The organism is Flavobacterium sp. KACC 22761 (genome assembly GCF_034058155.1).
Lineage (GTDB): Bacteria > Bacteroidota > Bacteroidia > Flavobacteriales > Flavobacteriaceae > Flavobacterium.
In genome coordinates, this window is record NZ_CP139148.1 from 3497202 (window position 1) to 3522902 (window position 25701).

General features: G+C 33.4%; 24 protein-coding genes. 19 read left to right on the forward strand and 5 right to left on the reverse strand.

Going from position 1 to position 25701, the window contains the following annotated elements; all coding sequences use genetic code 11:
* The first annotated feature begins 18 nt into the window (after positions 1 to 18).
* The 4 genes from SCB73_RS15170 (at position 19) to SCB73_RS15185 (ending at position 5837) form a co-directional block, all read left to right on the forward strand.
* Positions 19 to 951 carry a PorP/SprF family type IX secretion system membrane protein gene (locus SCB73_RS15170; RefSeq protein ID WP_320567047.1) on the forward strand — a complete coding sequence of 311 codons (933 nt, stop codon included), beginning with the start codon at positions 19 to 21 and terminating at the stop codon, positions 949 to 951.
* Between the two features lie 11 nt (positions 952 to 962).
* The gene (locus SCB73_RS15175) at positions 963 to 2900 is read left to right on the forward strand and encodes an OmpA family protein (protein ID WP_320567048.1); all 1938 of its coding nucleotides are present in this window, start codon (positions 963 to 965) and stop codon (positions 2898 to 2900) included.
* Between the two features lie 248 nt (positions 2901 to 3148).
* A complete protein-coding gene (gene ligA, locus SCB73_RS15180; protein WP_320567049.1) occupies positions 3149 to 5155 on the forward strand; it encodes an NAD-dependent DNA ligase LigA in 2007 nt (668 codons plus the stop codon).
* Positions 5142 to 5837, forward strand: coding sequence for a hypothetical protein (locus tag SCB73_RS15185; RefSeq protein ID WP_320567050.1), 696 nt, complete (start codon positions 5142 to 5144; stop codon positions 5835 to 5837). The genes ligA and SCB73_RS15185 overlap by 14 nt, the downstream gene beginning before the upstream one ends.
* Here the strand turns inward: SCB73_RS15185 and SCB73_RS15190 are convergent.
* Positions 5823 to 6734: a bifunctional metallophosphatase/5'-nucleotidase gene (locus SCB73_RS15190; RefSeq protein ID WP_320567051.1), complete on the reverse strand. Its 912-nt coding sequence runs from the start codon at positions 6732 to 6734 to the stop codon at positions 5823 to 5825. The two genes, SCB73_RS15185 and SCB73_RS15190, sit on opposite strands and share 15 nt — an antisense overlap.
* 50 nt (positions 6735 to 6784) lie before the next feature.
* A complete protein-coding gene (locus SCB73_RS15195) occupies positions 6785 to 7564 on the reverse strand; it encodes a 5'-nucleotidase (RefSeq protein WP_320567052.1) in 780 nt (259 codons plus the stop codon).
* A gap of 47 nt (positions 7565 to 7611) precedes the next feature.
* Here SCB73_RS15195 and SCB73_RS15200 point away from each other — a divergent pair, with 47 nt between their 5' ends.
* From SCB73_RS15200 to SCB73_RS15270, 15 genes are all read left to right on the forward strand, one after another.
* Positions 7612 to 8127 (forward strand): DUF6913 domain-containing protein, encoded by a 516-nt coding sequence (locus SCB73_RS15200; protein ID WP_320567053.1) that lies wholly within the window; start codon positions 7612 to 7614, stop codon positions 8125 to 8127.
* Positions 8128 to 8142: 15 nt separating this feature from the next.
* On the forward strand, positions 8143 to 9024 hold the full coding sequence (gene dapA, locus SCB73_RS15205) for a 4-hydroxy-tetrahydrodipicolinate synthase (RefSeq protein ID WP_320567054.1): 882 nt from the start codon (positions 8143 to 8145) through the stop codon (positions 9022 to 9024).
* A 136-nt stretch (positions 9025 to 9160) separates the two neighbouring features.
* On the forward strand, positions 9161 to 9955 hold the full coding sequence (locus SCB73_RS15210) for an outer membrane protein assembly factor BamD (protein ID WP_320567055.1): 795 nt from the start codon (positions 9161 to 9163) through the stop codon (positions 9953 to 9955).
* A 9-nt stretch (positions 9956 to 9964) separates the two neighbouring features.
* On the forward strand, positions 9965 to 10282 hold the full coding sequence (locus SCB73_RS15215) for a DNA-directed RNA polymerase subunit omega (RefSeq protein WP_008463064.1): 318 nt from the start codon (positions 9965 to 9967) through the stop codon (positions 10280 to 10282).
* Between the two features lie 9 nt (positions 10283 to 10291).
* Positions 10292 to 11503 carry a bifunctional phosphopantothenoylcysteine decarboxylase/phosphopantothenate--cysteine ligase CoaBC gene (gene coaBC, locus SCB73_RS15220; protein WP_320567056.1) on the forward strand — a complete coding sequence of 404 codons (1212 nt, stop codon included), beginning with the start codon at positions 10292 to 10294 and terminating at the stop codon, positions 11501 to 11503.
* Positions 11504 to 11568: 65 nt separating this feature from the next.
* Positions 11569 to 12453, forward strand: a complete 885-nt coding sequence (gene porD / locus SCB73_RS15225; protein WP_320567057.1) for a type IX secretion system protein PorD — start codon at positions 11569 to 11571, stop codon at positions 12451 to 12453.
* 60 nt (positions 12454 to 12513) lie between these two features.
* The gene (gene recN / locus SCB73_RS15230) at positions 12514 to 14166 is read left to right on the forward strand and encodes a DNA repair protein RecN (RefSeq protein WP_320567058.1); all 1653 of its coding nucleotides are present in this window, start codon (positions 12514 to 12516) and stop codon (positions 14164 to 14166) included.
* 105 nt (positions 14167 to 14271) lie between these two features.
* Positions 14272 to 15462: an enoyl-ACP reductase FabV gene (fabV, locus tag SCB73_RS15235; RefSeq protein ID WP_320570095.1), complete on the forward strand. Its 1191-nt coding sequence runs from the start codon at positions 14272 to 14274 to the stop codon at positions 15460 to 15462.
* A 127-nt stretch (positions 15463 to 15589) separates the two neighbouring features.
* Positions 15590 to 16588 (forward strand): glycosyltransferase family 2 protein, encoded by a 999-nt coding sequence (locus SCB73_RS15240; protein ID WP_320567059.1) that lies wholly within the window; start codon positions 15590 to 15592, stop codon positions 16586 to 16588.
* Positions 16589 to 16590: 2 nt separating this feature from the next.
* On the forward strand, positions 16591 to 17187 hold the full coding sequence (gene coaE, locus SCB73_RS15245) for a dephospho-CoA kinase (RefSeq protein WP_320567060.1): 597 nt from the start codon (positions 16591 to 16593) through the stop codon (positions 17185 to 17187).
* A gap of 59 nt (positions 17188 to 17246) precedes the next feature.
* Complete coding sequence (locus SCB73_RS15250; protein WP_320567061.1) at positions 17247 to 18833, forward strand: sensor histidine kinase; 1587 nt, start codon at positions 17247 to 17249, stop codon at positions 18831 to 18833.
* 3 nt (positions 18834 to 18836) lie between these two features.
* A complete protein-coding gene (locus tag SCB73_RS15255) occupies positions 18837 to 19553 on the forward strand; it encodes a response regulator transcription factor (protein ID WP_320567062.1) in 717 nt (238 codons plus the stop codon).
* Positions 19554 to 20080: 527 nt separating this feature from the next.
* Positions 20081 to 21472 carry an RtcB family protein gene (locus SCB73_RS15260; protein WP_320567063.1) on the forward strand — a complete coding sequence of 464 codons (1392 nt, stop codon included), beginning with the start codon at positions 20081 to 20083 and terminating at the stop codon, positions 21470 to 21472.
* A gap of 13 nt (positions 21473 to 21485) precedes the next feature.
* Positions 21486 to 22175 carry a peptide chain release factor H gene (gene prfH, locus SCB73_RS15265; protein WP_320567064.1) on the forward strand — a complete coding sequence of 230 codons (690 nt, stop codon included), beginning with the start codon at positions 21486 to 21488 and terminating at the stop codon, positions 22173 to 22175.
* Positions 22162 to 22692 (forward strand): hypothetical protein, encoded by a 531-nt coding sequence (locus SCB73_RS15270; protein WP_320567065.1) that lies wholly within the window; start codon positions 22162 to 22164, stop codon positions 22690 to 22692. The genes prfH and SCB73_RS15270 overlap by 14 nt, the downstream gene beginning before the upstream one ends.
* A 241-nt stretch (positions 22693 to 22933) precedes the next feature.
* On the opposite strand, the gene SCB73_RS15275 is transcribed toward SCB73_RS15270, so the two are convergent.
* From SCB73_RS15275 to SCB73_RS15285, 3 genes are all read right to left on the reverse strand, one after another.
* Complete coding sequence (locus SCB73_RS15275) at positions 22934 to 23680, reverse strand: acyl-[acyl-carrier-protein] thioesterase (RefSeq protein WP_320567066.1); 747 nt, start codon at positions 23678 to 23680, stop codon at positions 22934 to 22936.
* 77 nt (positions 23681 to 23757) lie between these two features.
* Positions 23758 to 24678: a tRNA (adenosine(37)-N6)-dimethylallyltransferase MiaA gene (gene miaA / locus SCB73_RS15280; protein ID WP_320567067.1), complete on the reverse strand. Its 921-nt coding sequence runs from the start codon at positions 24676 to 24678 to the stop codon at positions 23758 to 23760.
* A gap of 153 nt (positions 24679 to 24831) precedes the next feature.
* The gene (locus tag SCB73_RS15285; protein WP_320567068.1) at positions 24832 to 25671 is read right to left on the reverse strand and encodes an ion transporter; all 840 of its coding nucleotides are present in this window, start codon (positions 25669 to 25671) and stop codon (positions 24832 to 24834) included.
* Positions 25672 to 25701: the final 30 nt, after the last annotated feature.

Consider the following 25701-nt stretch of genomic DNA (forward strand, 5'->3'; position numbering starts at 1 on the left):
AACTAAATAAGTATCGTTATGAAACTATATATAAAATCATTAGAAGCATATTTTATACTGATATGCTCTTTTATCACAGTCTGTGCCAGCGCACAGCAAGATCCGGAGTACACTCAGTATATGTACAATACAATGGCGGTAAATCCAGCTTATGCTGGGTCTACCGGCACATTGGAAGCAACACTTTTACACCGTTCACAATGGGTTGGAATTTCTGGAGCACCAGAAACACAGTCTTTTTCAATTCACGCACCGCTTCGAAACGAGAAAGTTGGTTTAGGACTTAGCGTTGTCAATGACAAAATTGGTCCATCAAACGAACTTTATCTTGACGGAAACTTTTCTTACTCAATTCCGCTTGGATATGAAAAAAGATTAGCTTTTGGTTTGAAAGCCGGTATGAGAATGCTAAATGTAGATTGGTCAAAAGGGAGGTATTACGATCCAAATGATGTGTTGTTAAATCAAAATATTGACAATCAGGCAAAATTAGCCGTTGGAGCGGGGATCTATTATTATACTGACAAATGGTATGTAGGAGCATCGGTTCCAAGTTTCATCCAAAATGATTATTACGATGATGTTCAGGAATCGATTAACTATGATCGCTTGCATTATTATTTCATGGGAGGTTATGTTTTTGATTTGAATCCAAATTTAAAATTCAAACCTGCATTTTTAGTGAAAGCAGTAAGTGGAGCACCAATTACTGCTGATATATCGGCGAATTTTATGATTGCTGAAAAATTTGTGATTGGGGGTTCATACAGAACAGATGATTCTGTGAGCATCTTGGCAGGTTTTCAAATCTCTAAAAGTTTTTATGTTGGATACGCTTTCGATTATACCGTTAGTGAGTTGAATAAATACAACGATGGATCGCACGAGATTATCTTGCGTTACCAGTTTAACAAAGGCGAAAGTAAAATCAAATCCCCACGATTCTTCTAAATCCAAAACCTATGAAAAAACTATATATCCTAAGTTTAGTCTTGAGCATTACGTTTAGTTTTGCTCAAAAGACTAATTTAAAGAAAGCGGATGCGCTGTTTAGAAATTATGCTTACGCAGATGCGTCAAAGGCATACGAAGAAATTCTGCAAAACAGCAAAAATCCATCAGCACAGACGCTAAAGAACGCCGCCGATTCGTATTATTTTATTTCCGATGAAAGAAATGCTATGAAATGGTATAAAAAATTATACGAAGCACAAGGCAATAATTTAACTGATATTTACTACTTGCGCTATATTCAAACCTTGAAAGGGGTAAAGAATTATGATCAGGCAGACAAAATGACAAAAGAATATCTGAATAAAAAAGGCGATCAAAATGAGATAAACCGATATGTTGCGCAGAAAAAACAACTCGATAGTTTGTCTAAAGCAAAATCACTTTATACAGTCAAAAATTTAGATATTAATACCAGTAAATCTGATTTTGGAGCTACTTTTTTTCAAGACAGAATTGTTTTTACATCTGCTAGAGATACTACAAAATTTAGTGAAAAGTTATACACTTGGAACAATCAGCCTTTCTTGAATCTGTATTTGGCAGAAAGAAATCAAGCTGATGGAAGTTTGTTTAACGAAACATTATTTCTTCCAAATGTAATGACAAAGTATCACGAAGCAACGGCTTCTTTTGATGCAAGCGGAAAAACCATTTATTATTCTACCAATATTGTCAAAAAGAACAAATTGGTAATTGATGAAAGCAAAACCAATAATTTTCAAATCGTTAAAGGAAGTATCGTAAACAATAAATTAGAAAATCCACAGCAGCTTTTCTTCGACAATGCCAATTATTCGGTTGGACATCCTTCATTAAGCGAAGACGGAAAATGGCTTTTCTTTGCTTCTGATATGAAAGGCGGAATTGGCGAAACCGATTTGTATTACGTAAAAATCGCCGACGACGGAACAATGAGTTCTCCCGTAAATCTTGGTCCAAAAATCAACACGCTAGGGAATGAAGTTTTTCCTTATTTCAGAAACGGAAAGCTTTATTTTTCTTCTGACGGTCATTATGGTTTGGGAGATTTAGATGTTTACGAAAGCAAACTTTTGCCCGACGGAACTTTTTCTGATCCAGTAAATTTAGGCGAACCAATTAACAGCAATAAAGACGATTTTACTTTTGTAATTGACAGCAAAGAAACCTACGGTTATGTTTCATCAAATAGAGAAGGAGGAAAAGGCGATGATGATATTTATTCTTTTGTAAAAGGAAAACCGGTTTGCAACCAGACAATTTCAGGAATGGCAATCGATAAAAAGACTAGATTGCCTCTTACTGATGTTTCAATTATGGCTTACAATTCATACAGCGAAGTTCTTGGTGAAACAAAAACAAATTTTGAAGGTAAATATGCTATTGAAGTGCCTTGTGGGAAAAATGTGAAAATGATTGCGGCAAAGCCAAATTATGCCAGTGACGAAAAAACGGTTGAAACCACTAAAGAAAACGGTGGCGAAATTAAAGATGTCAACTTTGAATTGAGTAATTATGATGATCTGGTTGTTAAAAGCAAAGGCGTTGAAAAAGTTGATGTTAAACCAATTTATTTTGATTACGATAAATATGACATTACGCCTTTGGCAGTTGAAGAATTGACTAAAGTAGTTTTCATTATGCAGAAATTTCCAAACATCAGAATCAAAATTGAATCATACACCGATTCTAGAGGGAAAGACTCGTATAATCTGAAACTTTCAGACAATAGAGCAAAATCAACTCGTGATTATATTATTTCTCAAGGAATTGATGCTTCTCGCATTGAGAGCGCAAAAGGTTACGGAGAAAGCAGATTAATTAACAAATGCAAAAACGGAGTAAAATGCACCGAAGAAGAGCATTTGTTAAATAGACGTTCTGACTTTATCATTATCCAGAAATAGTTTTATATTTGCAGGCTAATTATTTGATTATCAATACTGAAAATATAAAACGAAGAAACCATTTGGAAGTTGGTTTTGTTTAATTCTTTTTTAAGAATAGTGGACAAGAAGAAAATCAAGTCACATTGTTTTGTGACTTGATTTTTGATTTTTTAAAACTTTAGTTTCTATGATGTTTTTGAAAAAAAATAATCCTAATTTTGATATTCAATTATTCAAAATTACAATCTGCATCATTATAATATCTTATGACAATTCAAGAAAATATTCAAGCTTTACGAGAGGAACTTAACCAGCACAATTACAATTACTATGTGCTTGATAATGCTACAATTTCAGACTATGATTTCGATATTAAACTTAAAGAACTTCAAGATTTAGAAAACAAACATCCAGAATTTTTTGATGAAAATTCGCCAACCCAGCGAGTGGGAGGTGCAATTACTAAAAATTTCAAAACAATCGCGCATCAATATCGTATGTATTCTTTAGATAATTCCTATTCTAAAGAAGATTTGTTAGATTGGGAAAATCGAATTCAGAAGGTCTTAGGAAATGTAAAATTAGAATATACTTGTGAATTAAAATATGATGGAGCGTCAATCAGTATTACCTATGAAAACGGAAAGCTAGTTCAGGCATTGACGCGTGGAGATGGCTTTCAAGGCGATGAGGTAACAAATAATATCAAAACGATAAAATCGGTGCCGTTGCAGCTAAAAGGAAATTATCCTGAAAAATTTGATATCCGAGGAGAAATAATTTTGCCTTATGCTGGTTTTGAAAAAATGAATCAGGAATTGATTGAAATAGGAGAAACGCCTTATTCAAATCCAAGAAATACGGCTTCTGGTAGTTTGAAGCTTCAAGATAGTGCTGAGGTTGCTAAACGTCCGTTGGAATGTCTATTGTATTTTGTTATAGGGAATAATTTACCTTTTTCTTCCCAATTTGAAGGATTGGAATCAGCAAGAAAATGGGGATTTAAAGTACCGAAGGAAGCAAAATTGGTTGATAATATGAACGAAGTTTTTGATTTTATCGATTACTGGGATACGCACAGACATAATTTGCCCTATGAAACAGATGGTGTTGTAATAAAAGTGAACAATATTCAGTACCAAGAAGAATTGGGCTACACCGCAAAATCACCGCGTTGGGCAATAGCTTATAAATTCAAGGCCGAACAAGTTTCGACTAAATTAAATTCAATTTCATATCAAGTTGGACGTACAGGAGCAATTACTCCGGTAGCCAATTTAGCGCCTGTTCAATTAGCGGGAACGATTGTAAAAAGAGCTTCATTGCATAATGCAGATCAAATTGAAAAATTAGATATTAGAATAAATGACACTGTTTTTGTCGAAAAAGGAGGAGAAATCATCCCGAAGATTATTGCAGTTGATTTAGATAAACGACCAGAAAATTCAGAAAAGACACATTATATTACGCATTGTCCAGAATGTGAGACTGAATTGGTTCGAAATGAAGGCGAAGCAAATCATTATTGTCCAAATTTCTACGGATGTCCGCCACAGATTATTGGCCGAGTGCAACATTACATTTCTAGAAAAGCAATGGATATTGAAGGGCTAGGTGGCGAAACAGTAGCTTTGCTTTTCAAAAATGGATTAGTTCATAATTATGCTGATTTATATGAATTGAAAGTCGAAGATATTTTGCACTTGGAAAGAATGGCCCAAAAATCGGCAGAGAATTTAGTAAACGGCGTTGAAAAGTCGAAAGAAATTCCGTTTGAAAGTGTTCTTTTTGCTCTAGGAATTCGTTTTGTAGGCGAAACTGTTGCTAAAAAATTGGCCAAACATTATAAAAGCATCGATGCTTTGGCACAAGCTTCACTAATGGATTTGGTTTTAGTCGATGAAATTGGTGAACGAATTGCCAAAAGCGTAATTGAATTTTTTGAAAATGAAGAAAATAAACGAATAATTGAGCGTTTAAAAAGTTACGGCGTTCAATTTGAAATAGTTGAAAAAATTAACCCCAACGCTACAGAAAAATTCATTGGAAAAACATTTGTTGTTTCAGGCGTATTTGCTCAGTTTTCAAGAGATGAATTGAAAAAAACAATCGAAGATAATGGAGGAAAGGTAGGAAGTTCGATTTCTGCAAAAACTGATTTTGTGGTCGCAGGCGATAACATGGGACCAGCAAAATTAGAAAAAGCCAATAAATTGAATATTCCTATATTGTCGGAGGAAGATTTTATAACCAAATTAAATGAAAGCGAATAAACCGTCTTTGATTTTATTTTTTGTAGCCTTATTATTTACGATAATATTGGACTACACACAACAGGATATTTTGGCAATTTATCCTAAGGCTGTTGTTTTGCCTGCCATTTTTTTCTATTTCATCATCAGCAGTGATTTTAAAATTGGAAAAACCGAAGGAGTGATTTTTTTCTTTTGCTTTGTAGGCCAAGTTTTTGATTTGATGGATATCGAAATATCAGAACTTGGTGCAGTAATAAGCTTTTTGATCGTTTATTTATTGATTTTAAAGCTTTTTATAATAGACCACGAAAGAATAAAATTAAAAAGAAAGGATATTCTTCCCGTTTCAATCGTGGTCATATTTATTGTTTATTTGTTGGTTTCTGTATTGAGCCTTCAGCTTGACAATATGAAAAGATATAATGTGCTTTATACTTTTTACGGAATTGTTTTAAGTGTATTAAGCTACTATTCATTTGTCACTTATATCACAAAAGGAACACATTTGGCGCTTTTAATGTCTTTAATGGCGATAAGCTATATTTTTTCAGACATCTTTTATATTTTCAATCAGTATTTTTCATATTCGGTGGTTTTAGTACTTATTCGTGATGTGACACAAATTTTAGGATACTATTTTATGGTCGAATATTTTCTTGAGAAAACAAAGATCCAAAAGAAAATGTTATACAATAATTGATTTTCCTTGGTTTGTATGATTCTTGTTTTTATCAAAATAAAAATCAATTCGGCCTAAATTAATTCCGTAACAACCCACTTGATTTACCAATACATTTTCGCCAGCTTTATTCTTTACAATCGTTGGTTTGTCAAGAAAAGTATGCGTATGTCCGCCAATGATTAAATCAATATCTTGTGTTAATCCAGCTAATTTCAAATCACAAATTTTCTTTTCGTCGTCTCTGTAATTGTAGCCAAGATGTGAAAGGCAAATAACCAAGTCGCATTTTTCTTGCTTTTTCAGTAACTGCGTCATGTCTTGAGCAATTTCTACAGGATCGTTGTAAACCGTTTCTTGATACATTTTTTTATCAACTAAACCATCAAGTTCGATTCCTAAACCAAAAACACCAACTTTGATTCCGTTTTTGTTGAAAATTTTATAAGGTTTTACAAGTCCGTTCATGACTGTATTTTTGAAGTCGTAATTCGAATTGATGAATTCGAATTTCGCGTGAGGCATTTGAGCATACAAACCATCTAAACCATTGTCAAAATCATGATTTCCAATTGTCGAAGCATCATACTTCATCATGCTCATCAGTTTGAATTCCAATTCTCCTCCGTAATAATTAAAATAAGGAGTTCCTTGAAAAATATCTCCCGCATCCAATAAAAGCACATTTGGATTTTCCTGACGAATGCTTTCAATCAATGCCGCGCGACGAGATACGCCACCTTTGTTTGCATTTCTTGGATCATCAGCAGGAAAAGGATCTATATGGCTATGAACATCATTAGTATGTAAAATAGTCAAGTGCTTGATATCGTTAGATTCAAAACTGCTTAATGACAATCCTAAACTTAATAAAGCAGTACTTGCAGCAGTTTTTTCGATAAATTCTCTTCTTTTCATTGAATATGTTTTTTGCGTAAACGCGTGGAATTTTAGTTTTTCTTGAAATGTTATTCTTCAGTAATTCTGATGTCTTTTGGAACCGGAATTGTATCTACTTCTTTAAAATAATCGATCAATACATCTCTAAGTTTGTAGTTTAAATCATATTTCTCAACACTTTTGCCAAAGAAGTTCATGTTGTCGCCTCGATTAGCTAGGTAATCGTTGGTAGCGACATAATAAATTTTATTTAAATCAAGAGGTTTCCCTTGGATCATGATGTTTTTAGCAGTTTTGTCTTTCGCAATTGTAAATGTCATTCCCGAAAGTGGCTGGGCTTTTTTCTCCTTAATGATATAAGCAGTGATTTCTTGAACTTGTTCTCCTTTCAAACCTAGAACAACGAGATTGTTTTCAAAAGGCATAATTTCAAAAGCAGTTCTTGTCGTCACATTTCCTTTTGGAAGAATAGCACGAATACCGCCATGATTTAAAAGACATAAATCAATAGTTTTGTTTTCACGTTTTTTGAAAACCAAGTTTCCCCTCTGCACACAAACATCAGCCATAAGACTGCCAATTGTAGTTTGCCATTTTCCGTTGCTTTTGTCTAAAGTCTCTGGGCAATAGGCCAAAACGCTGTCCAGATCTTTGTTGATATGATCTCGGTATGGCTTTATGAAACTCTCGATTTCTGGAGTTTCAGCACCTTTTTCGGTTATCGGAATCTGTTTTCCTTCTATCTTAGTTAAATTGTAGTTTTTAGGGCTACAGGAGAAAATAAAAAAAAGTGTTAAGAATATAACAAAAAGTTTTAAAAATACGTTATACTTTTTTAGTTTTACCATCTTAAATGCGACTTAAATAATTAATTTTGTAATCTGGTAAAAATACTATGTTTTTAAATTATATAAAGGAATTATTTGTAAAAAAATCATTAAAAAATAGCCTGAATCATAATGTCAAAAACGAAGTCTTTACTAGCAAGATACAAACAATTGGTTTATTGATAGATGAAAGCAAGTTTAGCAAATCAGAAGAATTGATAAATGAGCTTGTCCAGCACGGAATCGCTAGCAAAAACATCAAAGTTGCAGTTTATAAAGATAAATTTGAGAAGAAAATAACGTATTCAAGACCTACTTTTGGTGAAAGACACATCAATTGGATGGGAGAATTTTCAGAATCTTTTTTAAATGAATTTATAGAAGCAGAATTTGATCTTTTGGTTAGTTATTATGAAATCGAAAAAACGATTTTGATGATAATGACGAACAGGTCAAAAGCAAAATTTAAAATCGGATTCTCATCGGTGGATCAAAGATTAAATCGATGGATGATACACACAGAAATGAATAATTATAAAGTATTTGTTTCCGAATTGTTTAGGTATTTAAAAAGTATAAAATAAATTATAATAAAAAATATGCAATCATTAATAGGAACTGGTGTTGCGCTTGTAACTCCATTTAAAAAAGATTTTTCAGTTGACATCGAGGCTTTACAACGAATTGTAAACTTCTCTATCGATGGAGGAGTTGAATATCTTGTTGTTATGGGAACAACAGCGGAAAATGCTACCCTTACATCAGAAGAAAAAGAGTTGGTTATAAAGACAGTAATCGACGTAAATAAAGGGAGATTGCCTCTAGTTCTTGGAGTGGGAGGAAATAATACAATGCAGATTGTTGAAGAATTAAAAACAAGAGATTTTTCAGCTTTTGAAGCGATATTATCTGTCTCGCCATATTATAACAAACCTACGCAAGAAGGAATTTATCAGCATTTTAAAGCAATTGCTGAGGCATCTCCAATTCCTGTAATCTTATATAATGTTCCAGGAAGAACTTCAAGCAATATGCTTCCTTCAACAGTAATTCGTTTAGCTAATGATTTTGAAAATGTTGTAGCGATAAAAGAAGCAGCTGGAGATATGGCTCAAGCCATGCAGCTTATTAAAAATGCTCCAAAAGATTTCTTAGTTATTTCTGGAGATGATATGCTTGCATTACCAATCGTTTTGGCAGGTGGAGCAGGAGTAATCTCTGTAATTGGTCAAGGTTTTCCTAAAGAATTTTCAGAAATGATTCGTTTAGGTCTAAATAAAAAAGTAGCTGATGCTTTTAAAACACATTATTTTTTATCAGACAGTATTGATATGATTTTTGAGCAGGGAAATCCAGCTGGAATTAAGCAAATCTTCCAAGCCCTTGGAATTGCTGATAATACTGTTCGTCTTCCATTGGTTTCTGTAGATGATTCTTTAGCAGAGAGGCTGAATGAGTTTGTAAAAAACAGCATTAAATAATTGTTAAAGTGTTAGTATTTTAAGATACTAAAAAATTATTTTGCAGTCGCTAAATTAATAACTAAATTTGCACCGAAACTTCGGTGTGATTTTGCTTTGGCAAATTGTCTGAGAGAATCATAATAAAAGTAAGAAAATGAAAAAAATAGTATCATTATTAATTGTTGTTGCCCTTTTTTGTTCTTGTAGTGATTACCAAAAGGTATTAAAAAACGAAGATGTTGCAGCAAAATTTGAAATGGCAACAAAAATGTATGATGCAGGTAAATATTCAAAAGCAATTCGTCTTTTTGAGCAATTAGCGCCTTCGTATAGAGGGAAGCCTCAAGCAGAAAAATTGTTTTATATGTTTTCACAATCTTATTATAAAACACACCAGTATTATTTGGCGGGTTATCAGTTTGAAAGCTTTGTATCAGGTTATCCGCGAAGTGAAAAAGTGCAGGAAGCCGCATTCTTGGGTGCATACAGTTATTCAAAATTAGCTCCGGTTTATAGTTTAGATCAGGCAGATACAGTAAAAGCTTTAGAGAAATTGCAAGCTTTTATAGATAATTATCCTAATTCTGAGTATATTCCTCAGGCGAACGAAACTGTGAAGCTTTTAAACGGAAAATTGGAGAAAAAAGCATACGAAAATGCTAAAGGATACAATACAATTTCTGATTATAAATCAGCTTTAGTGGCATTTGATAATTTTATTGCTGATTTCCCTGGAACGCCTTTTAAAGAAGATGCATTGTTCTACAAATATGATTCGGCATATCAATTGGCAATAAATAGTGTTCCTCAAAAAATGGAAGAACGTTTAAATGTTGCAAAAGTAGCTTACAATAACTTGATTAAGTTTAAAAGCGATACAAAATATAGAAAACAGGCAGACGAAATGAATGCCCGTGTTGAAACGGATTTACAAAAATATACTAAATAAAAAAAAGTCATGGATTTAAAAAAGACGAATGCTCCTGTAAATACAATAACTTACAACAAAACAGTTATTGAAGAGCCAACAGGAAATGTGTATGAAGCAATTACCATTATGGCTAAAAGAGCAAACCAGATTAATTCTGAAATCAAAAAAGAATTAACTGAGAAATTAGAAGAGTTTGCGACTTACAATGACAGTCTTGAAGAAGTTTTTGAAAATAAAGAGCAAATCGAAGTTTCTAAATTTTACGAAAAATTGCCAAAACCACACGCTTTAGCTGTTCAAGAATGGTTAGACGGTAAAACTTACCACAGAAGTTCAAACAAATAATATAGTATAATGTCAGTTTTAAACGGGAAAAAAATTCTGCTAGGAGTTTCTGGCGGAATTGCAGCCTATAAAACAGCCTCATTAGTACGACTTTTCATAAAAGCAGGTGCACATGTCCAAGTGATAATGACACCTGCTTCTAAGGATTTTGTAACTCCATTGACGTTATCTACGTTATCAAAAAATCCTGTACATTCAAGTTTCTTTAATGAAGATGATCAAGACGCTGTCTGGAACAACCATGTTGATCTGGCGCTTTGGGCTGATTTCATGTTGATTGCTCCGGCAACAGCAAACACGTTGTCTAAAATGACAACAGGAAACTGTGATAATCTTTTGATTGCAACCTATTTATCGGCTAAATGTCCTGTTTATTTTGCTCCGGCAATGGATTTGGATATGTATAAGCATCCGTCAACTTTGTCTAGTTTTGCAGCTTTGAAGCAATTCGGAAATATTATGATTCCTGCTGAAAGTGGCGAATTGGCGAGTGGTCTGTCTGGTGAAGGGCGAATGGCTGAGCCTGAGAATATTGTGGCTTTTCTTGAAGCCGATTTGCAAAGCAAACTTCCATTAGTAGGAAAAAAAATACTAATAACTGCCGGTCCAACATACGAAGCGATAGATCCTGTACGTTTTATAGGAAATCATTCATCTGGAAAGATGGGTTTTGATATCGCAAACGAAGCAGCAAAATTAGGTGCGCAGGTAATTTTAATTGCTGGCCCAACTCATTTTAAGGCAAAAAACAGTTCGATCGAAGTTGTAAATGTGGTTTCTGCGCAAGACATGTATGATGCTTGTCATTTGCATTATAATGATGTAGACGTGGCAATTGCGGCGGCAGCTGTGGCAGATTACAGGCCAAAAGTAGTGGCTACGCAGAAAATTAAAAAAGCAGCCGAAGAATTTTCAATTGAACTTGAAAAAACAAAAGATATTTTAGCTTCATTGGGAGCAATCAAGAAAACTCAGTTTTTAATTGGATTTGCTTTGGAAACTCAAAATGAAATTGAAAATGCTAAGCTGAAAATTCAGAAAAAAAACTTAGATTTGATTGTTCTTAATTCCTTGCAGGATGAAGGCGCAGGTTTTAAAAAAGAAACTAATAAAGTTACTTTTATTGACAAAAATTTTAAAATCGAGCCAATGGAATTAAAATCAAAAGAGTCTGTTGCTGTTGATATTTTAAACAAAGTGATTTTGCATTTTTCGAAATAATAACTTTTTTAAAGTTTAAAATAGAGTATCAACATCAATTTTACATCAACACAAATCTTTTTTTTATGAATAAAGCAGTTACATTTTTAATGTTTTTATTTTTTGGCTTTACTCAGGCACAACAACTAAACTGTATTGTAACAATTAATACGGAAAGATTGCCAAATCCAAATCAGCAAGTTTTTAAAACCCTTCAAACTTCATTGTCTGAATTTGTAAATAAAACAGACTGGACTGGATCAGTTTTAAAGCAAAATGAACGAATTAACTGCTCGATGTATATTACATTGTCTTCAAACAGTTCAGATCAATTTTCAGGAACAATTCAAGTGCAATCTTCGCGATTGATTTTTAATTCCACATACTCTTCTCCAGTACTGAATTATAATGACAAAGATTTTAATTTCAGATACACAGAATACGAGCCTTTGCTGTTTAATCCAACCACTTATGAGTCAAATCTGGTTTCGGTCATTTCGTTTTACTGCTACATGATTTTAGGAATGGATGCAGATACTTTTCAAATGGGAGCCGGAAATCAATATCTTCAAATGGCACAGAATATTGCAAATGTGGCGCAACAAGGCGGTTCAAAAGGATGGAGCCAAGCAGATGGTATTCAAAATCGTTACTATTTGATCACCGATATGATTTCGCCAATGTACAGCGATCTTCGTCAAGTTACCTATATGTATCACACAGGCTTGGATAAAATGAGCGACGATTTGAAAGGCGCTAAGGAAAGAATTAAAGCTTCATTGTTGCTGATTGGGAAATTTAATACGGTCAAGCCGAATGCTTTTTTAACACGAGTCTTTTTTGATGCAAAATCAGATGAGATAACGTCGATATTTTCTGGTGGGCCAAGTGTTTCTGTCTCAGACTTAACCGATGTTTTGAATAAAGTTTCGCCGCTGAACAGTACAAAATGGACGCAAATTAAGTTTTAGTTGCTTTTTTAGTCTTATTTTTACGTTCGCCATTAACTAATATATCCTCAAATTTATTTTATGATTACTTCGCTGTCGATTAAAAATTATGCTTTGATTGAAAAACTTTCTATCGATTTTTCAAAAGGATTTTCAATAATTACAGGTGAAACAGGAGCAGGTAAATCGATTATTTTAGGTGCTTTAGGGTTGGTTCTTGGAAAAAGAGCCGATTTGACTTCTCTGAAAAACAAAGAAGAAAAATGCGTAATCGAAGCACAATTTGAAATCTCAAAATACAATTTAAAAGAATTTTTTGAAGCAAATGATTTGGATTATGAAGATGAAACTATCATTCGAAGAGAAATTTTGCCTTCAGGAAAATCTCGTGCCTTTATAAATGACAGCCCTGTAAATCTGCAGGAATTACAAGATTTAAGTTTGTTTTTAATCGATATTCATTCGCAACAGCAAACTCAGGAATTGTCTGATGAAAGCGTTCAGTTTAAAATAATTGATGCCATTGCAAATAATGGAGAAGTGATTTTAGACTATCAAAAATTATTAAAAACATATAAATCAGATAAGTCAAAACTTAATACTTTGCTGAAAAAACAAAGCGATTCAGGAAAAGAACAAGAGTACAATACTTTTTTATTGAATGAATTGGTTTCGGCGAAATTAAAATCGGGAGAACAAGAAGAACTTGAAGCTGATTTTGAAAAACTGAATAATATCGAGGCGATAAAGGAATCGTTAGATAAATCTTTGACAATTGCCAATGAAGAGCAATTCGGGGTTTTGCATAATTTAAACGAAGTAAAAACGGCGCTTCAAAAAATTGCTCCATTTTCTGCAGAATATCAAGCTTTATCTGAAAGAATAATAAGTTTGACAATTGAATTTGATGATGTTTCGAAAGAGCTCCAAAATTGTTCTGAAAAATTACTGAGCGATCCGGCTCAATTAGAAATGATAAGCCAAAAACTGCAACTGATTTATAATCTTCAAAAGAAACATCAAGTAGCCACTGTTGACGAATTGATCCAAATTGAAGCCGCATTAAGTAATACGGTTTTAGAGTTAGGAAATATTGAAGAAGAAATCGCTTCGTTGACAAAAGTGATTGATCAGGAAATAGTGGAGTTGGATGCTTTTTCTGCATTGATTCATCAAAATCGTTTGAATGCGATTCCGGTTTTATCCAACAAACTCATTTCGATTTTAGAAACATTAGGAATGCCAAATGTACGTTTCGCTATTCAACTTTTGCCATCCGAAAATTATTTTTCTAATGGTAAAGACGAACTGCAATTTTTGTTTTCAGCAAATAAAGGAACCGACTTTGGGTTGCTTAAAAAAGTGGCATCAGGAGGAGAAATGTCCCGAATTATGCTCGCTGTAAAAGCAATTTTAGCCCAATATTCAAAACTTCCAACATTGATTTTCGATGAGATTGATACTGGTGTTTCGGGAGAAATCGCTATTAGAATGGGTGAAATCATGAAAGAAATGAGTACAACAATGCAAATTTTTGCCATTACCCATTTGCCACAAATTGCTGCAAAAGGAGATTCACACTTTAAAGTTTTCAAATCAACTATTGATGACGATACACAATCAGAATTAAAGCTTTTGTCTCAGGACGAAAGAGTTATCGAAATTGCTCAAATGTTATCAGGAGCAGTTGTCTCTGATTCGGCTTTAAATCATGCCAAAGCCTTGTTGAACTAAAGAAATACTTTATATTTGTCATCTAAAAACGAATTAAACAAAGCTAAATAAGTTAATTAATCATCTGAATTGATGATTGCTATATTAACGAATAAACAAGAAAATATGATTATAGAACCTAGAATGAGAGGCTTTATTTGCTTGACTGCCCATCCAAAGGGAGCTGAGCAAAATGTGAAAAATCAAATAGAGTATGTAAAATCAAAAGGAGCAATTGCTGGTGCTAAAAAAGTATTAGTTATTGGAGCTTCAACAGGTTTTGGATTAGCTTCAAGAATCACAAGTGCTTTTGGATCTGATGCATCAACAATTGGAGTGTTTTTTGAAAAACCACCAGTTGAAGGTAAAACAGCTTCACCAGGTTGGTACAATTCTGCAGCATTTGAAAAAGAAGCTCATAAAGCAGGTTTATATGCAAAAAGCATCAACGGAGATGCGTTTTCAAACGAAATTAAAAGAGAAACACTTGATTTGATCAAAGCTGATTTAGGTCAAGTTGATCTTGTAATTTACAGTTTGGCTTCTCCAGTTCGTACAAATCCTAATACTGGTGTTACGCACCGTTCGGTTTTGAAGCCAATTGGACAAACTTTTACAAATAAAACAGTTGATTTTCATACGGGAAAAGTTTCTGAGGTTTCAATTGCCCCAGCAAATGAAGAAGATATCGAAAATACAGTTGCTGTAATGGGCGGAGAAGACTGGGCAATGTGGATTGATGCTTTAAAAGCTGAAGGTTTATTAGCTGATGGCGCTACAACAGTTGCTTATTCTTATATTGGGCCATCATTGACTGAAGCGGTTTACCGTAAAGGTACAATTGGCCGTGCAAAAGATCACTTAGAGGCTACAGCATTTACTATTTCTGATAGTTTAAAAGCTATTGGAGGAAAAGCTTATGTTTCTGTAAACAAAGCATTGGTTACTCAAGCAAGTTCTGCAATTCCTGTAATTCCGTTGTATATTTCTCTTCTTTACAAAATCATGAAAGAAGAAGGAATTCATGAAGGTTGTATTGAACAAATCCAACGTTTATTCCAAGACAGATTATACAATGGTTCTGAGGTTCCAGTTGATGAAAAAGGAAGAATCAGAATTGATGATTGGGAAATGAGAGACGATGTTCAAGAAAAAGTGGCTAAACTTTGGTTAGAAGCTACGACTGAGAGCTTGCCAGAAATTGGTGATTTAGCTGGATACAGAAATGATTTCTTGAATTTATTCGGATTTGAATTTGCAGGAGTTGATTATCAGGCTGAGGCAAATGAAATCGTTGAAATTGAAAGTATCAAATAAGGATATTGAAAAATATAAATTGAAAAACCATCAACCAAAAGTTGATGGTTTTTTTATGAATATAGCCTATCTTTGTTAAAATTTTGAATTATAAAAAAATTGCCATTCTAATACCGCATATCCTGTTATGATTTTTTCTTTAATTATACCCGTGTATAATCGTCCAGATGAAGTTGATGAACTTTTAGAAAGTCTTACAAAATCTGATTATAATGAACCTTTTGAAATTGTGCTTGTTGAAGACGGCTCTTCGATTCCGTGCAAGGATGTAGTAATGACGTATCAAGGAAAACTGAATATTTCGTATTATTTTAAAGAAAATTCAGGGCCAGGCGATTCAAGAAATTTTGGAATGCAGAAAGCTAGAGGTGATTATTTCATCATTTTTGACTCAGATTGTATTATTCCGCCTAATTATTTGACCGAAGTTAGAAAAGCGCTCAATGAAAAATATGTAGATTGTTTTGGAGGTCCAGACAAAGCACTGGCTAGTTTTTCAAGCATTCAAAAAGCAATTAATTTTGCAATGACATCCTTTTTGACAACTGGGGGAATTCGTGGGGGTTCTGAAAAAATCAGCAAATTTCAGCCAAGAAGTTTTAATATGGGAATTTCAAAAAAAGCATTTCTGGTATCAAAAGGTTTTGGCAATATTCACCCAGGAGAAGATCCAGATTTGTCAATTCGTTTGTGGAATTTAGGTTTCGAAACCAGATTGTTTTCAGAAGCATACGTGTATCACAAACGCCGAATTGATTGGGAGAAGTTTTCTGTTCAAGTGCACAAATTCGGAATAGCTCGACCAATTCTAAATAGTTGGTACCCAGAGCATAATAAATTAACTTTTTTCTTTCCAACATTCTTCCTGTTTGGATTATTATTAGCTTTTTTATTGTTAATTTTCAACATTGATATTTTATTACAATTATATTTTGTATATTTCGTTATTATTTTTCTTACATCAAGTGTTCAAAATAAAAGCATCAAGATTGGGTATCTTTCAGTAATTGCAGTGTGGAAACAATTTTATGGTTACGGAACGGGATTTTTAGAATCATTTGTAAAAGTTATTCTTTTGAAAAAGAAGCCACAAGAAGCGTTTCCTAAAATGTTTTTTAAAATATAAAAATGACAAAAGTTATTGGCTTAACTGGTGGAATAGGGAGCGGCAAAACGACTGTTGCAAACTATTTCCAAGAAATGGGAGTTCCTGTTTATATTGCTGATGATGGTGCAAAAGCAGTGATGCAGTCCGAAGAAGTCATCGAAAAAATTAAAAAGACATTTGGAACAGCTCTTTTTGAAAAGAATGTCTTAAACAGAGCAAAACTTGCTGATATTGTATTTAATAATTCGGAAAAGCTCGCACAGTTGAATGAAATTGTGCATCCCGCAGTAAAAAAAGATTTTGAGGCATGGCTTTTGTTGCATAAAAAAGAGGAATATGTGATTTATGAGGCCGCAATATTGTTTGAAAGTGGACGATATAAAGAATGTGATAGTATAATTACGGTTACCGCCCCAGTAGAAGTTAGGATTGAAAGAGTCTTAAAACGAGATAATACCACACGAGAACAAGTTTTAAGCAGAATGCAAATGCAATGGAAAGATGAAGATCGCATTTCCAAGAGTAATTTTGTTATTAATAACGTAAATCTTAAAATTGCTAGAGAAGAAGTTGTTAAAATTCTTAAAATTTTAAATATAAAACAAAATCAGTCTTAAATGTTAATATTTGGTTAATGTATTATTTAGTATATTGTTAAAATATTAATTTTGTTTCGATGAATAAATTATTTTTTAGAATACTTGTTTTGCTTATGAGTTTGTCCTTGATAGGGATAATTCTGGTTCAGGTATTTTGGTTCAATTCGTCGTTCAAAAACAATGATGAGCAATTTAAATACCACGTTACTCAAGTAATTGGGAATGTAGCTGATAAGCTTGAACAGCAAGAAGAATACAGCTTTTACGATAAATACAACCGCATAAAAGATAGTACAGGCAAAATTCCAAAAAAAGAAGACTTGCTGGAGGTTTTGTACGTTCAGAGAAATACAAAAACAAATAAAACGATTGTATATTCAAATACACTGACTTCTGAAGATTATGATATAAGCGGTTCGCTTTTCAATAAAAAATTCAGTAGTGAAAGATTTAAGAACTTTAGTTCTAAACGTGTAACTGAAGTCTACAATAACAATAATGGTATTGATAATAATTCTTTAGGACAGACTATCATTCCTGATTTGAAAATTGAAAAATCAGGCAGTTTAGATATCTTAAATAAAGTACAGCAACAAATTCAGTACAAAGATATCGCTTCGCTGACTCCTATTGAAGGCAGAATTACAAAAGACAAACTTTATAAACTCTTAAAGAAAGAATTGGAGGAATATGGTGTTAAAACCAAATTTGAGTTTGGTGTTCTGAGTAGTGGTTTGCCAACAAAAGTAAAATCTGATGGCTTTCATTATGATAAAGATTTGAGCTATCATGTGCCAATTTATACTGATAATGAAGGTAACAGCAAATATGAATTGTTTTTAACATTTCCGTACAAAAAGAAATTTTTGCTGTCAGAATTATTGAGCATCACAATATTGTCTATTGTTTTTACGCTTATTATCATAATAGCATACACAAGTGCATTAAATCAATTGTTGCGTCAAAAGCATATATCTGAAATCAAAACAGATTTTATAAACAATATGACGCATGAGTTTAAAACTCCAATTGCGACGATAAATTTAGCACTAGATGCTATTAGAAGCCCAAAAGTTATTGAAGATAAAGAAAAAGTCTATCGATATCTTCAAATGATCAGGGACGAAAATAAAAGAATGCATGCACAGGTTGAAAACGTTCTTCGAATTTCTAAATTAGAAAAGAGAGAATTAGATATCACTAAAGAGCCAACCGTTATTACTGATATTATTGATGATGCAATTGAGCACGTAAATCTGATTTTAGAAGACAGACAAGGGACAGTCGTTAAACATTACAATGCTGCAAGAACCACTTGTTTGATAAATGAAGTGCACTTTACCAATGTATTGGTTAATATTTTAGAAAATGCAATTAAATATTCGCCAGATATTCCAGAAATCGAAATCTTTACTGAAAATGTAAAAGATATGATTCTGATAAAAGTAAAAGATCATGGTTTGGGAATGAGTAAGATAGCTCAAAAACGAGTATTTGAGAAGTTTTACAGAGAACACACAGGAGATCTGCACAATGTTAAAGGACATGGTTTGGGATTGGCGTATGTAAAAAGAATAGTTGAAGACCATAACGGTCAAGTATATGTTGAAAGCGAAAAAGGAAAAGGTAGCACCTTTATAATAAAAATACCATTAATAAATTAAAATATGGAAAATACTAACAAAAGAATACTTTTAGTAGAAGATGACCTAAATTTTGGGGCGGTTCTTAAAGATTATCTAATGTTAAATGACTTTGAAGTTACTTTAGCTAAAAACGGTATGGAAGGTTTCGAAAAATTCAAAAAGGATGTATATGATTTATGCATTTTGGATGTAATGATGCCTTATAAAGATGGTTATACTTTAGCCAAAGAAATTAGAGAGAAAAACAGCGAAGTGCCAATTATTTTCTTGACAGCAAAATCAATGAAAGAGGATGTGTTGAAAGGATATAAAGCTGGTGCAGACGATTATTTAAATAAACCTTTTGATTCAGAGGTCTTGTTAATGAAAATTAAAGCTATTATCCAGAGAAAATCTGCTGATAATAAAGCCGAACAAGTTCAATTTGAATTCAACATAGGTAAATTTCACTTAAATTCAAAACTTAGATTCTTGACTTTCCAAGATGAAGAGCCAATCAAATTGTCTCCAAAAGAAAATGAATTGCTAAAAATGTTGATTCTTCATGAAAATGACTTAATGCCAAGAGAATTAGCTTTGACAAAAATTTGGAGAGATGACAACTATTTCACTTCGAGAAGTATGGACGTTTACATCGCTAAACTTAGAAAATATCTAAAAGCGGATGAAGATGTTGAAATTTTAAACATCCACGGAGAAGGATTCAGACTAGTTGTAAAAAGTAAAGTAACTGAATAATAATTCGTCTAAATATATACAGCCCTGAGAAATCGGGGCTTTTTTTATGCTATAAATTAAAATTTTTTCGAGACTTTAATTGGTTTAATCTTTTGATTTTTAGATGAATATGTAAGTGTTGTTTTCTTAGTCATGTTTGATTTGAAATTATTTTAAAGAAAATTCTTTAAAATAATTTGGAAAATAAAAAAACAATTCTGAATATTTGCACACGAAAAAATAATAACCCTTTAAAAACGAAGAAAAATGTTTGTACTTACATCGACATCACAAAGCTTCACACCAAACAGATTTGGTGTAGCAATTCTTCGTGGCTTATTTCAATCTTAGAATATACTTTTAGATATATAAAAAAGCCCGAAGATATTAAGTTTCGGGCTTTTTTTATTCTAGACACTTCAAAATTTTCCCGAAAAAAGCATTTAGTATTTATCCGAAAGATAAATGATTACGCATGTTTATTTCATTTTGATTTCTTTGAGATTTCAATCTGATTTATTCTGCACAATAATATAATTAAACAATTTATGGGAAATAAATTATCTGGAAAAGACCTGATTAAGTTGGGTTTTCCAAAGAACAATTCAATAAACATAGCCTTAGGGCAGATAAACAGATATAGAAAAAGAGAAAAAAAAGAATCTATTCTAACAGAAGCAAAAGATGTTTTACTAAATCCTGAAAAATACGAAGGAAACGGAACTTGGGGAAAAGTAGCTGAAGGTTTAATTAAGCCTGTTCAAGTAAGAATGCATCAGCTTAAAGCAACTAGAGCGCCATTTACCATTTTTGGAGAAAATGAAATTGACCAGCAAGCTAAATTTCAATTATACGATTCTTTGAAATTGCCTATTTCTGTTGCTGGAGCCTTAATGCCAGATTCGCATTCCGGTTATGGACTGCCAATTGGCGGTGTCTTAGCCACTGATAATGCTGTAATTCCATATGGAGTTGGAGTTGACATTGGTTGTCGAATGAGCCTTTCGATTTTTGATTTGCCGGCTTCTCATTTTAAAGGAAGAGAATATCAACTGGAAGCGATTTTAAGAGATAATACCAAATTTGGCATGAACGAAGTGCAATCTTCAAGAGTGGATCATGAAGTTTTTCATAAAAGCGAATTTCAAGATATTCCGTTGTTAAAGAATCTTTTGCCAAAAGCGTATAAGCAATTAGGAAGTTCAGGAGGAGGAAATCATTTCGTAGAATTTGGAATTGCTAAAATTGAAAATCCTGAGAATGAATGGAAGCTAGAAAAAGGGGAATATTTTGCGGTTCTTTCACACAGCGGTTCTCGAGGATTGGGCGCTAACATTGCGAAGCATTACACACATTTGGCAACAAAACAATGTCCGTTACCTAAAAATGTACAGCATTTGGCTTGGCTGGATTTGAATACGCATGATGGTCAGGAATATTGGCTGGCAATGAATTTAGCAGGAGAATATGCAAAAGCCTGTCATGATGATATTCACAGACGAATTGCTAAAGCGATCGGCAAGAGGGTAGTGGTTACCATTGAAAACCATCACAATTTTGCTTGGAAAGAAATCGTAAACGGTCAAGAGTGTATTGTGCATAGAAAAGGTGCAACACCAGCCGGAGAAGGACAATTAGGAATTATTCCGGGTTCGATGACTGCTCCGGGTTTTATTGTAAAAGGTAAAGGAAATGCTGAAAGTTTGAATTCGGCTTCGCACGGAGCGGGACGTTTGTTTTCGAGAGCAAAATGCAAAAGCAGTTTTACACAAAGTCAAATCAATAAAGAATTGAAGAAACATGAGGTGACTTTAATTGGCGGTAATATTGACGAGGCGCCAATGGCATACAAAGACATCACAAAAATAATGGCAAACCAAACTGATCTAGTTGAAGTTTTGGGAACTTTTACGCCGAAGATCGTTAGAATGGATCGTTAAGAAGAAATTTAAAATGGAAAAAATAATTCAGATAACAGCGGGTCGCGGACCTGCAGAATGCACTTGGGTTGTTGCCCAAGTGCTAAAAAAAGTTTTGGAAGAAGCTCATGATCAAAATTTAGATGTGGTTTTGCTCCAAAGAGAAAAAGGAGAAGAAAACGGAACGATTGAAACCGCATCGATTTCTGTAAAAGGAAAAAATGCTGATCAGTTTGTGAAATCCTGGGTTGGAACGATTCAATGGATTGGACAAAGTCAGTTTAGGAAAATGCACAAACGCAAAAACTGGTTTATTGGAATTTTTGAAATTGAACAGCAAAAGAATGTATTAGTTTCAGAAAATGATATTCAGTATCAAGCTATGAGAAGTTCTGGCGCCGGCGGTCAGCATGTGAATAAAGTGAGCTCGGCAATTCGGGCAACTCATATTCCGACTGGAATTGCAGTCGTTTCTATGGACAGCCGTTCTCAGCATCAAAACAAAAAACTGGCAACAGAAAGATTATTAAAAAAATTAGAAGACGAAAAATTGGTTCAGCTTAAAAATCACGTTGGAAAACAATGGGAAAACCAACTCAATGTAGAACGTGGAAATCCGGCAAGAGTTTTTACAGGAAGTGATTTTAAAAAGAACAAAGTAGAGAAAAGCTACAAAGGAACTCGTCAGAAATTAAAAAACGATTTACGCAATGAAAACAACTGATAAATACCTTTTTCAGGCCTTGGATAATTATCCGTTTTGGTTGGAAGGAACAATTGAATCTTTAGATTATGCTTTTTCTTATGATGATAAAAATACAATGGTTTTGTGTTTGTATGGAAGAATTCAGGCAGAACAATTAATGAATTATGAAGAAGCGAAATCTTATTTTCAGCAAGCTTTATCGATTAATATTCATGCTCTTGAAGTATATCCGTATTATTTAAAAACGTTGATTTTAAATGAAGATTATGAAGAAGCGCAGAAGTTAATAGATTTTGCTCTGACGGTAAAAGGAATCAATAAGTCAGAGATTTATGTCAAAAAAGCTATTCTTTTAGAAGCACAAAGTGAATTTAAAAAAGCATTGAAAGAAATTAAAAATGCAAAACTTCATTCTTTGCAATTTAATTATGAGTCTGATATTACAGATGTTGAGAAGAGGATTGAGAATAAAATTGATTTGCTGAAAAAGAAGAAAAAGAAATCTAGGAAAGGTTCTAAAAAGAAATCGAAATGATTTTGACGAAAAAACGATGCAAATTGCATCGTTTTTTTTTGTTTGTCACTGAGTGATGTCCCTACGGGACACTTATGCTTATGTAATGTTTTAGTGTTACCAATCTTAAACTCCTAGAGGAGTTTTTTGTGTAATTGCGTTATGGCTGTTGGATAAAGTAAATAGAAATGTCTCGGAGAGACTAAAGTTTGGTAGAAAAATAATTTTCAAGTGCAAAATGTCCCGTAGGGACTTTACCAAGTTATTTCCAATGCAATTCCAAAGCAAAACAAGTTTTTTCGCCTTTTGTGATGCTGAATGTTGCAGTAGTATGATCATCATCTTCGCTTTCGTGAATTACAACATTATCTTCAAGTGAAAGCTCTTTCATGAAATTCATTTCAAAACTTTTCACTTCTTGTTTCATGATTCGTTTTGGATCAACATGATCCAAACACCATTCCAGATATTTTACGTTATTTACGTGATTTACAATGTCTAAATCGGATAAATAGACGGTTTTTTCGAAAACGGCTTCTTTTTCGTGATTGATATTGATTTTTGAAAATCCTTCTTCTGTTGCTCTTTCATCTGGGAATAATTCGAAATGTTCATAAGGAAGTGCCAATGCTTCAGGACGGCGTAATTGTGTGTTGAAAACAGCCCAATAGGTTTCGCAACCAACGATTTTTTTTCCATTTACGTACATTTCTAGCGCACGAACGGAACGTGAATTTTCTAAACTATTAATCCATGTTTTTACAGTGACAACATCTTGCCATTTTGGCAATGCGGTAATTTCAACACGCATTCGGCTCAAAACCCATGCTTGATGAAACTCCTGCATGTCATAAAAACTAATTCCGCCAACTTCTGAATGCGCTGCAGCGGTTAATTGTAAAAGATTGCATAGATCGGTATATTTTAAGTAGCCGTTTGGCGTACATTGCGTGAAATTGATTTCCCAGTCTTTGCTTAGAACTGATGTGAAATTGGGAGATATTGGCATTGTTGATTTTAGATTTTAGATTGATGATTTTAGATTTTTGCTTTAGAAAATAGAATATAGAAGAAAGAAAAAAGATTTTATTTTAGAATTTTTTCTACGTACTTGATGATTTCTTTTCTATCTGTAGCATAATCAAACCATTTGGTGTTTTCGTTTCGTTTGAACCACGTTAATTGTCTTTTCGAGAATCTTCGTGTGTTCTTTTTGATTTCTTCTATGGCGAAAGGCAAAGTGAAATCTCCGTCAAAATAACTAAATAATTCTCTATAACCGACCGTTTGAAGCGCATTTAACGCTTTGTTAGGATAAAGCGTTTCCGCTTCTTTTAATAATCCTTCGTTCATCATGATGTCAACACGTTGGTTGATTCGGCTGTAAATGATTTCTCTATCTGCATCTAAGCCAATTAGAATAGGAGTGAAGTTTCTATTATTTTTCTTTAAATTTAGGAAAGAAGAATATGGTTTTTGTGATCCAATGCAAACTTCAACAAAACGCATCATTCGTTGTGGGTTTTGTAGTGTTTGTGGATTTTCTAAAGTTATTTTTTGATAATAATCGGGATCTAAATTTTTCAGTTGTTCTTGAAGATATTCAATTCCGAGTTTTTCGTAGTTTGAATTTACTTCTGCACGAACTTTTGGATCGATTTCTGGAAATTCGTCGAATCCTTTTAAAATGGCGTCAACATATAAACCTGATCCGCCTATTAAAATTACAAAATCATTGTGTTGAAATAATTTTTCAATTTTGGCTAAAGCTTCTTTTTCGTAATCGCCAACGGTATAATTTTCAAAAATAGATTTGTTTTGAATGAAATGATGTTGGGCTGAATTGAGTTCTTCTTGGCTTGGAACTGCAGTTCCGATGGTCATTTCTTTAAAAAACTGACGGCTGTCGCAAGAAACGATTTCGCATTTAAAATGTTGTGCTAATGCAATACTCAAGGCTGTTTTGCCTATAGCTGTTGGTCCGACAATGGTAATTAGGTGTTTCATATTTTTTAGCCCAGATGGAAATGGAAACCCCGGACTTATATTTGTTGAATTTTTTTGGTGTAAAAGAGCGACTAACGGAAGCTCCTTTTATGCCTTAAAAAATTACAAATATAAGGAGGAGTTGTAATGTACAGCTGGATTAGCTTCTAAAAATTAATTATTTGGCAGTTCGGTTCCGCATTCGTAACAATATTTTGCGTTGTCAAAATGGGCTTGTGACTGACATTTTCGGCATGTTTTTTTACCGCTTACAGAGTTGTTTCTCAAACTGCTTTTAGCAAATTCGGCTGTTACAATTCCGGTTGGAACAGCGATGATTCCGTAACCTAAAATCATTACAAAAGCGGCAATAAATTGCCCAAGTGGGGTTTGTGGCGAAATATCACCGTAACCAACAGTTGTTAAAGTTACTATTGTCCAATAAATCCCCATCGGAATGCTTGTGAATCCTGATACTCTACCTTCCACTAGATACATTACTGTCCCGATTATTACGGTACTAATTAGAACAAAATAAATAAATACCAGAATTTTTTCTTTGCTGGCTTCTATAGCTTCTTTTAATTGCAGGGATTGATGGTTGATTTGCGGAATATGCAAAATTTTGAATAATCGAAGAAAACGCAATGCTCTTACGATTGACAAAATGCTCGCTCCTGGAAAAAAGATCGATAAATACATGGGTAAAACGGCCAGTAAATCGATGATTCCGTAAAAGCTGAAAATGTATTTGACGGGTTTTTGAATTGAGATAATTCTTAGAATGTATTCGATAGTGAAAAACACTGTGATTATCCATTCGCAGATCAGCAATTGTTGATGATACTTAGAACTGACTCCTTCAACCGTATCAAGCATGATCAAAAGAACGCTCAATAAAATTAGGCCCAGCAATACTAAATCGAACATCCTGCCTAAAATGGTATTGGTACCATAAAGAACGATTTTGACTTTTTCTCTAAAGATTTCGTATTGTGATTTTGTCTTTTTCATATCCTTAAAGATAATCAAAGTTTTGTTTTG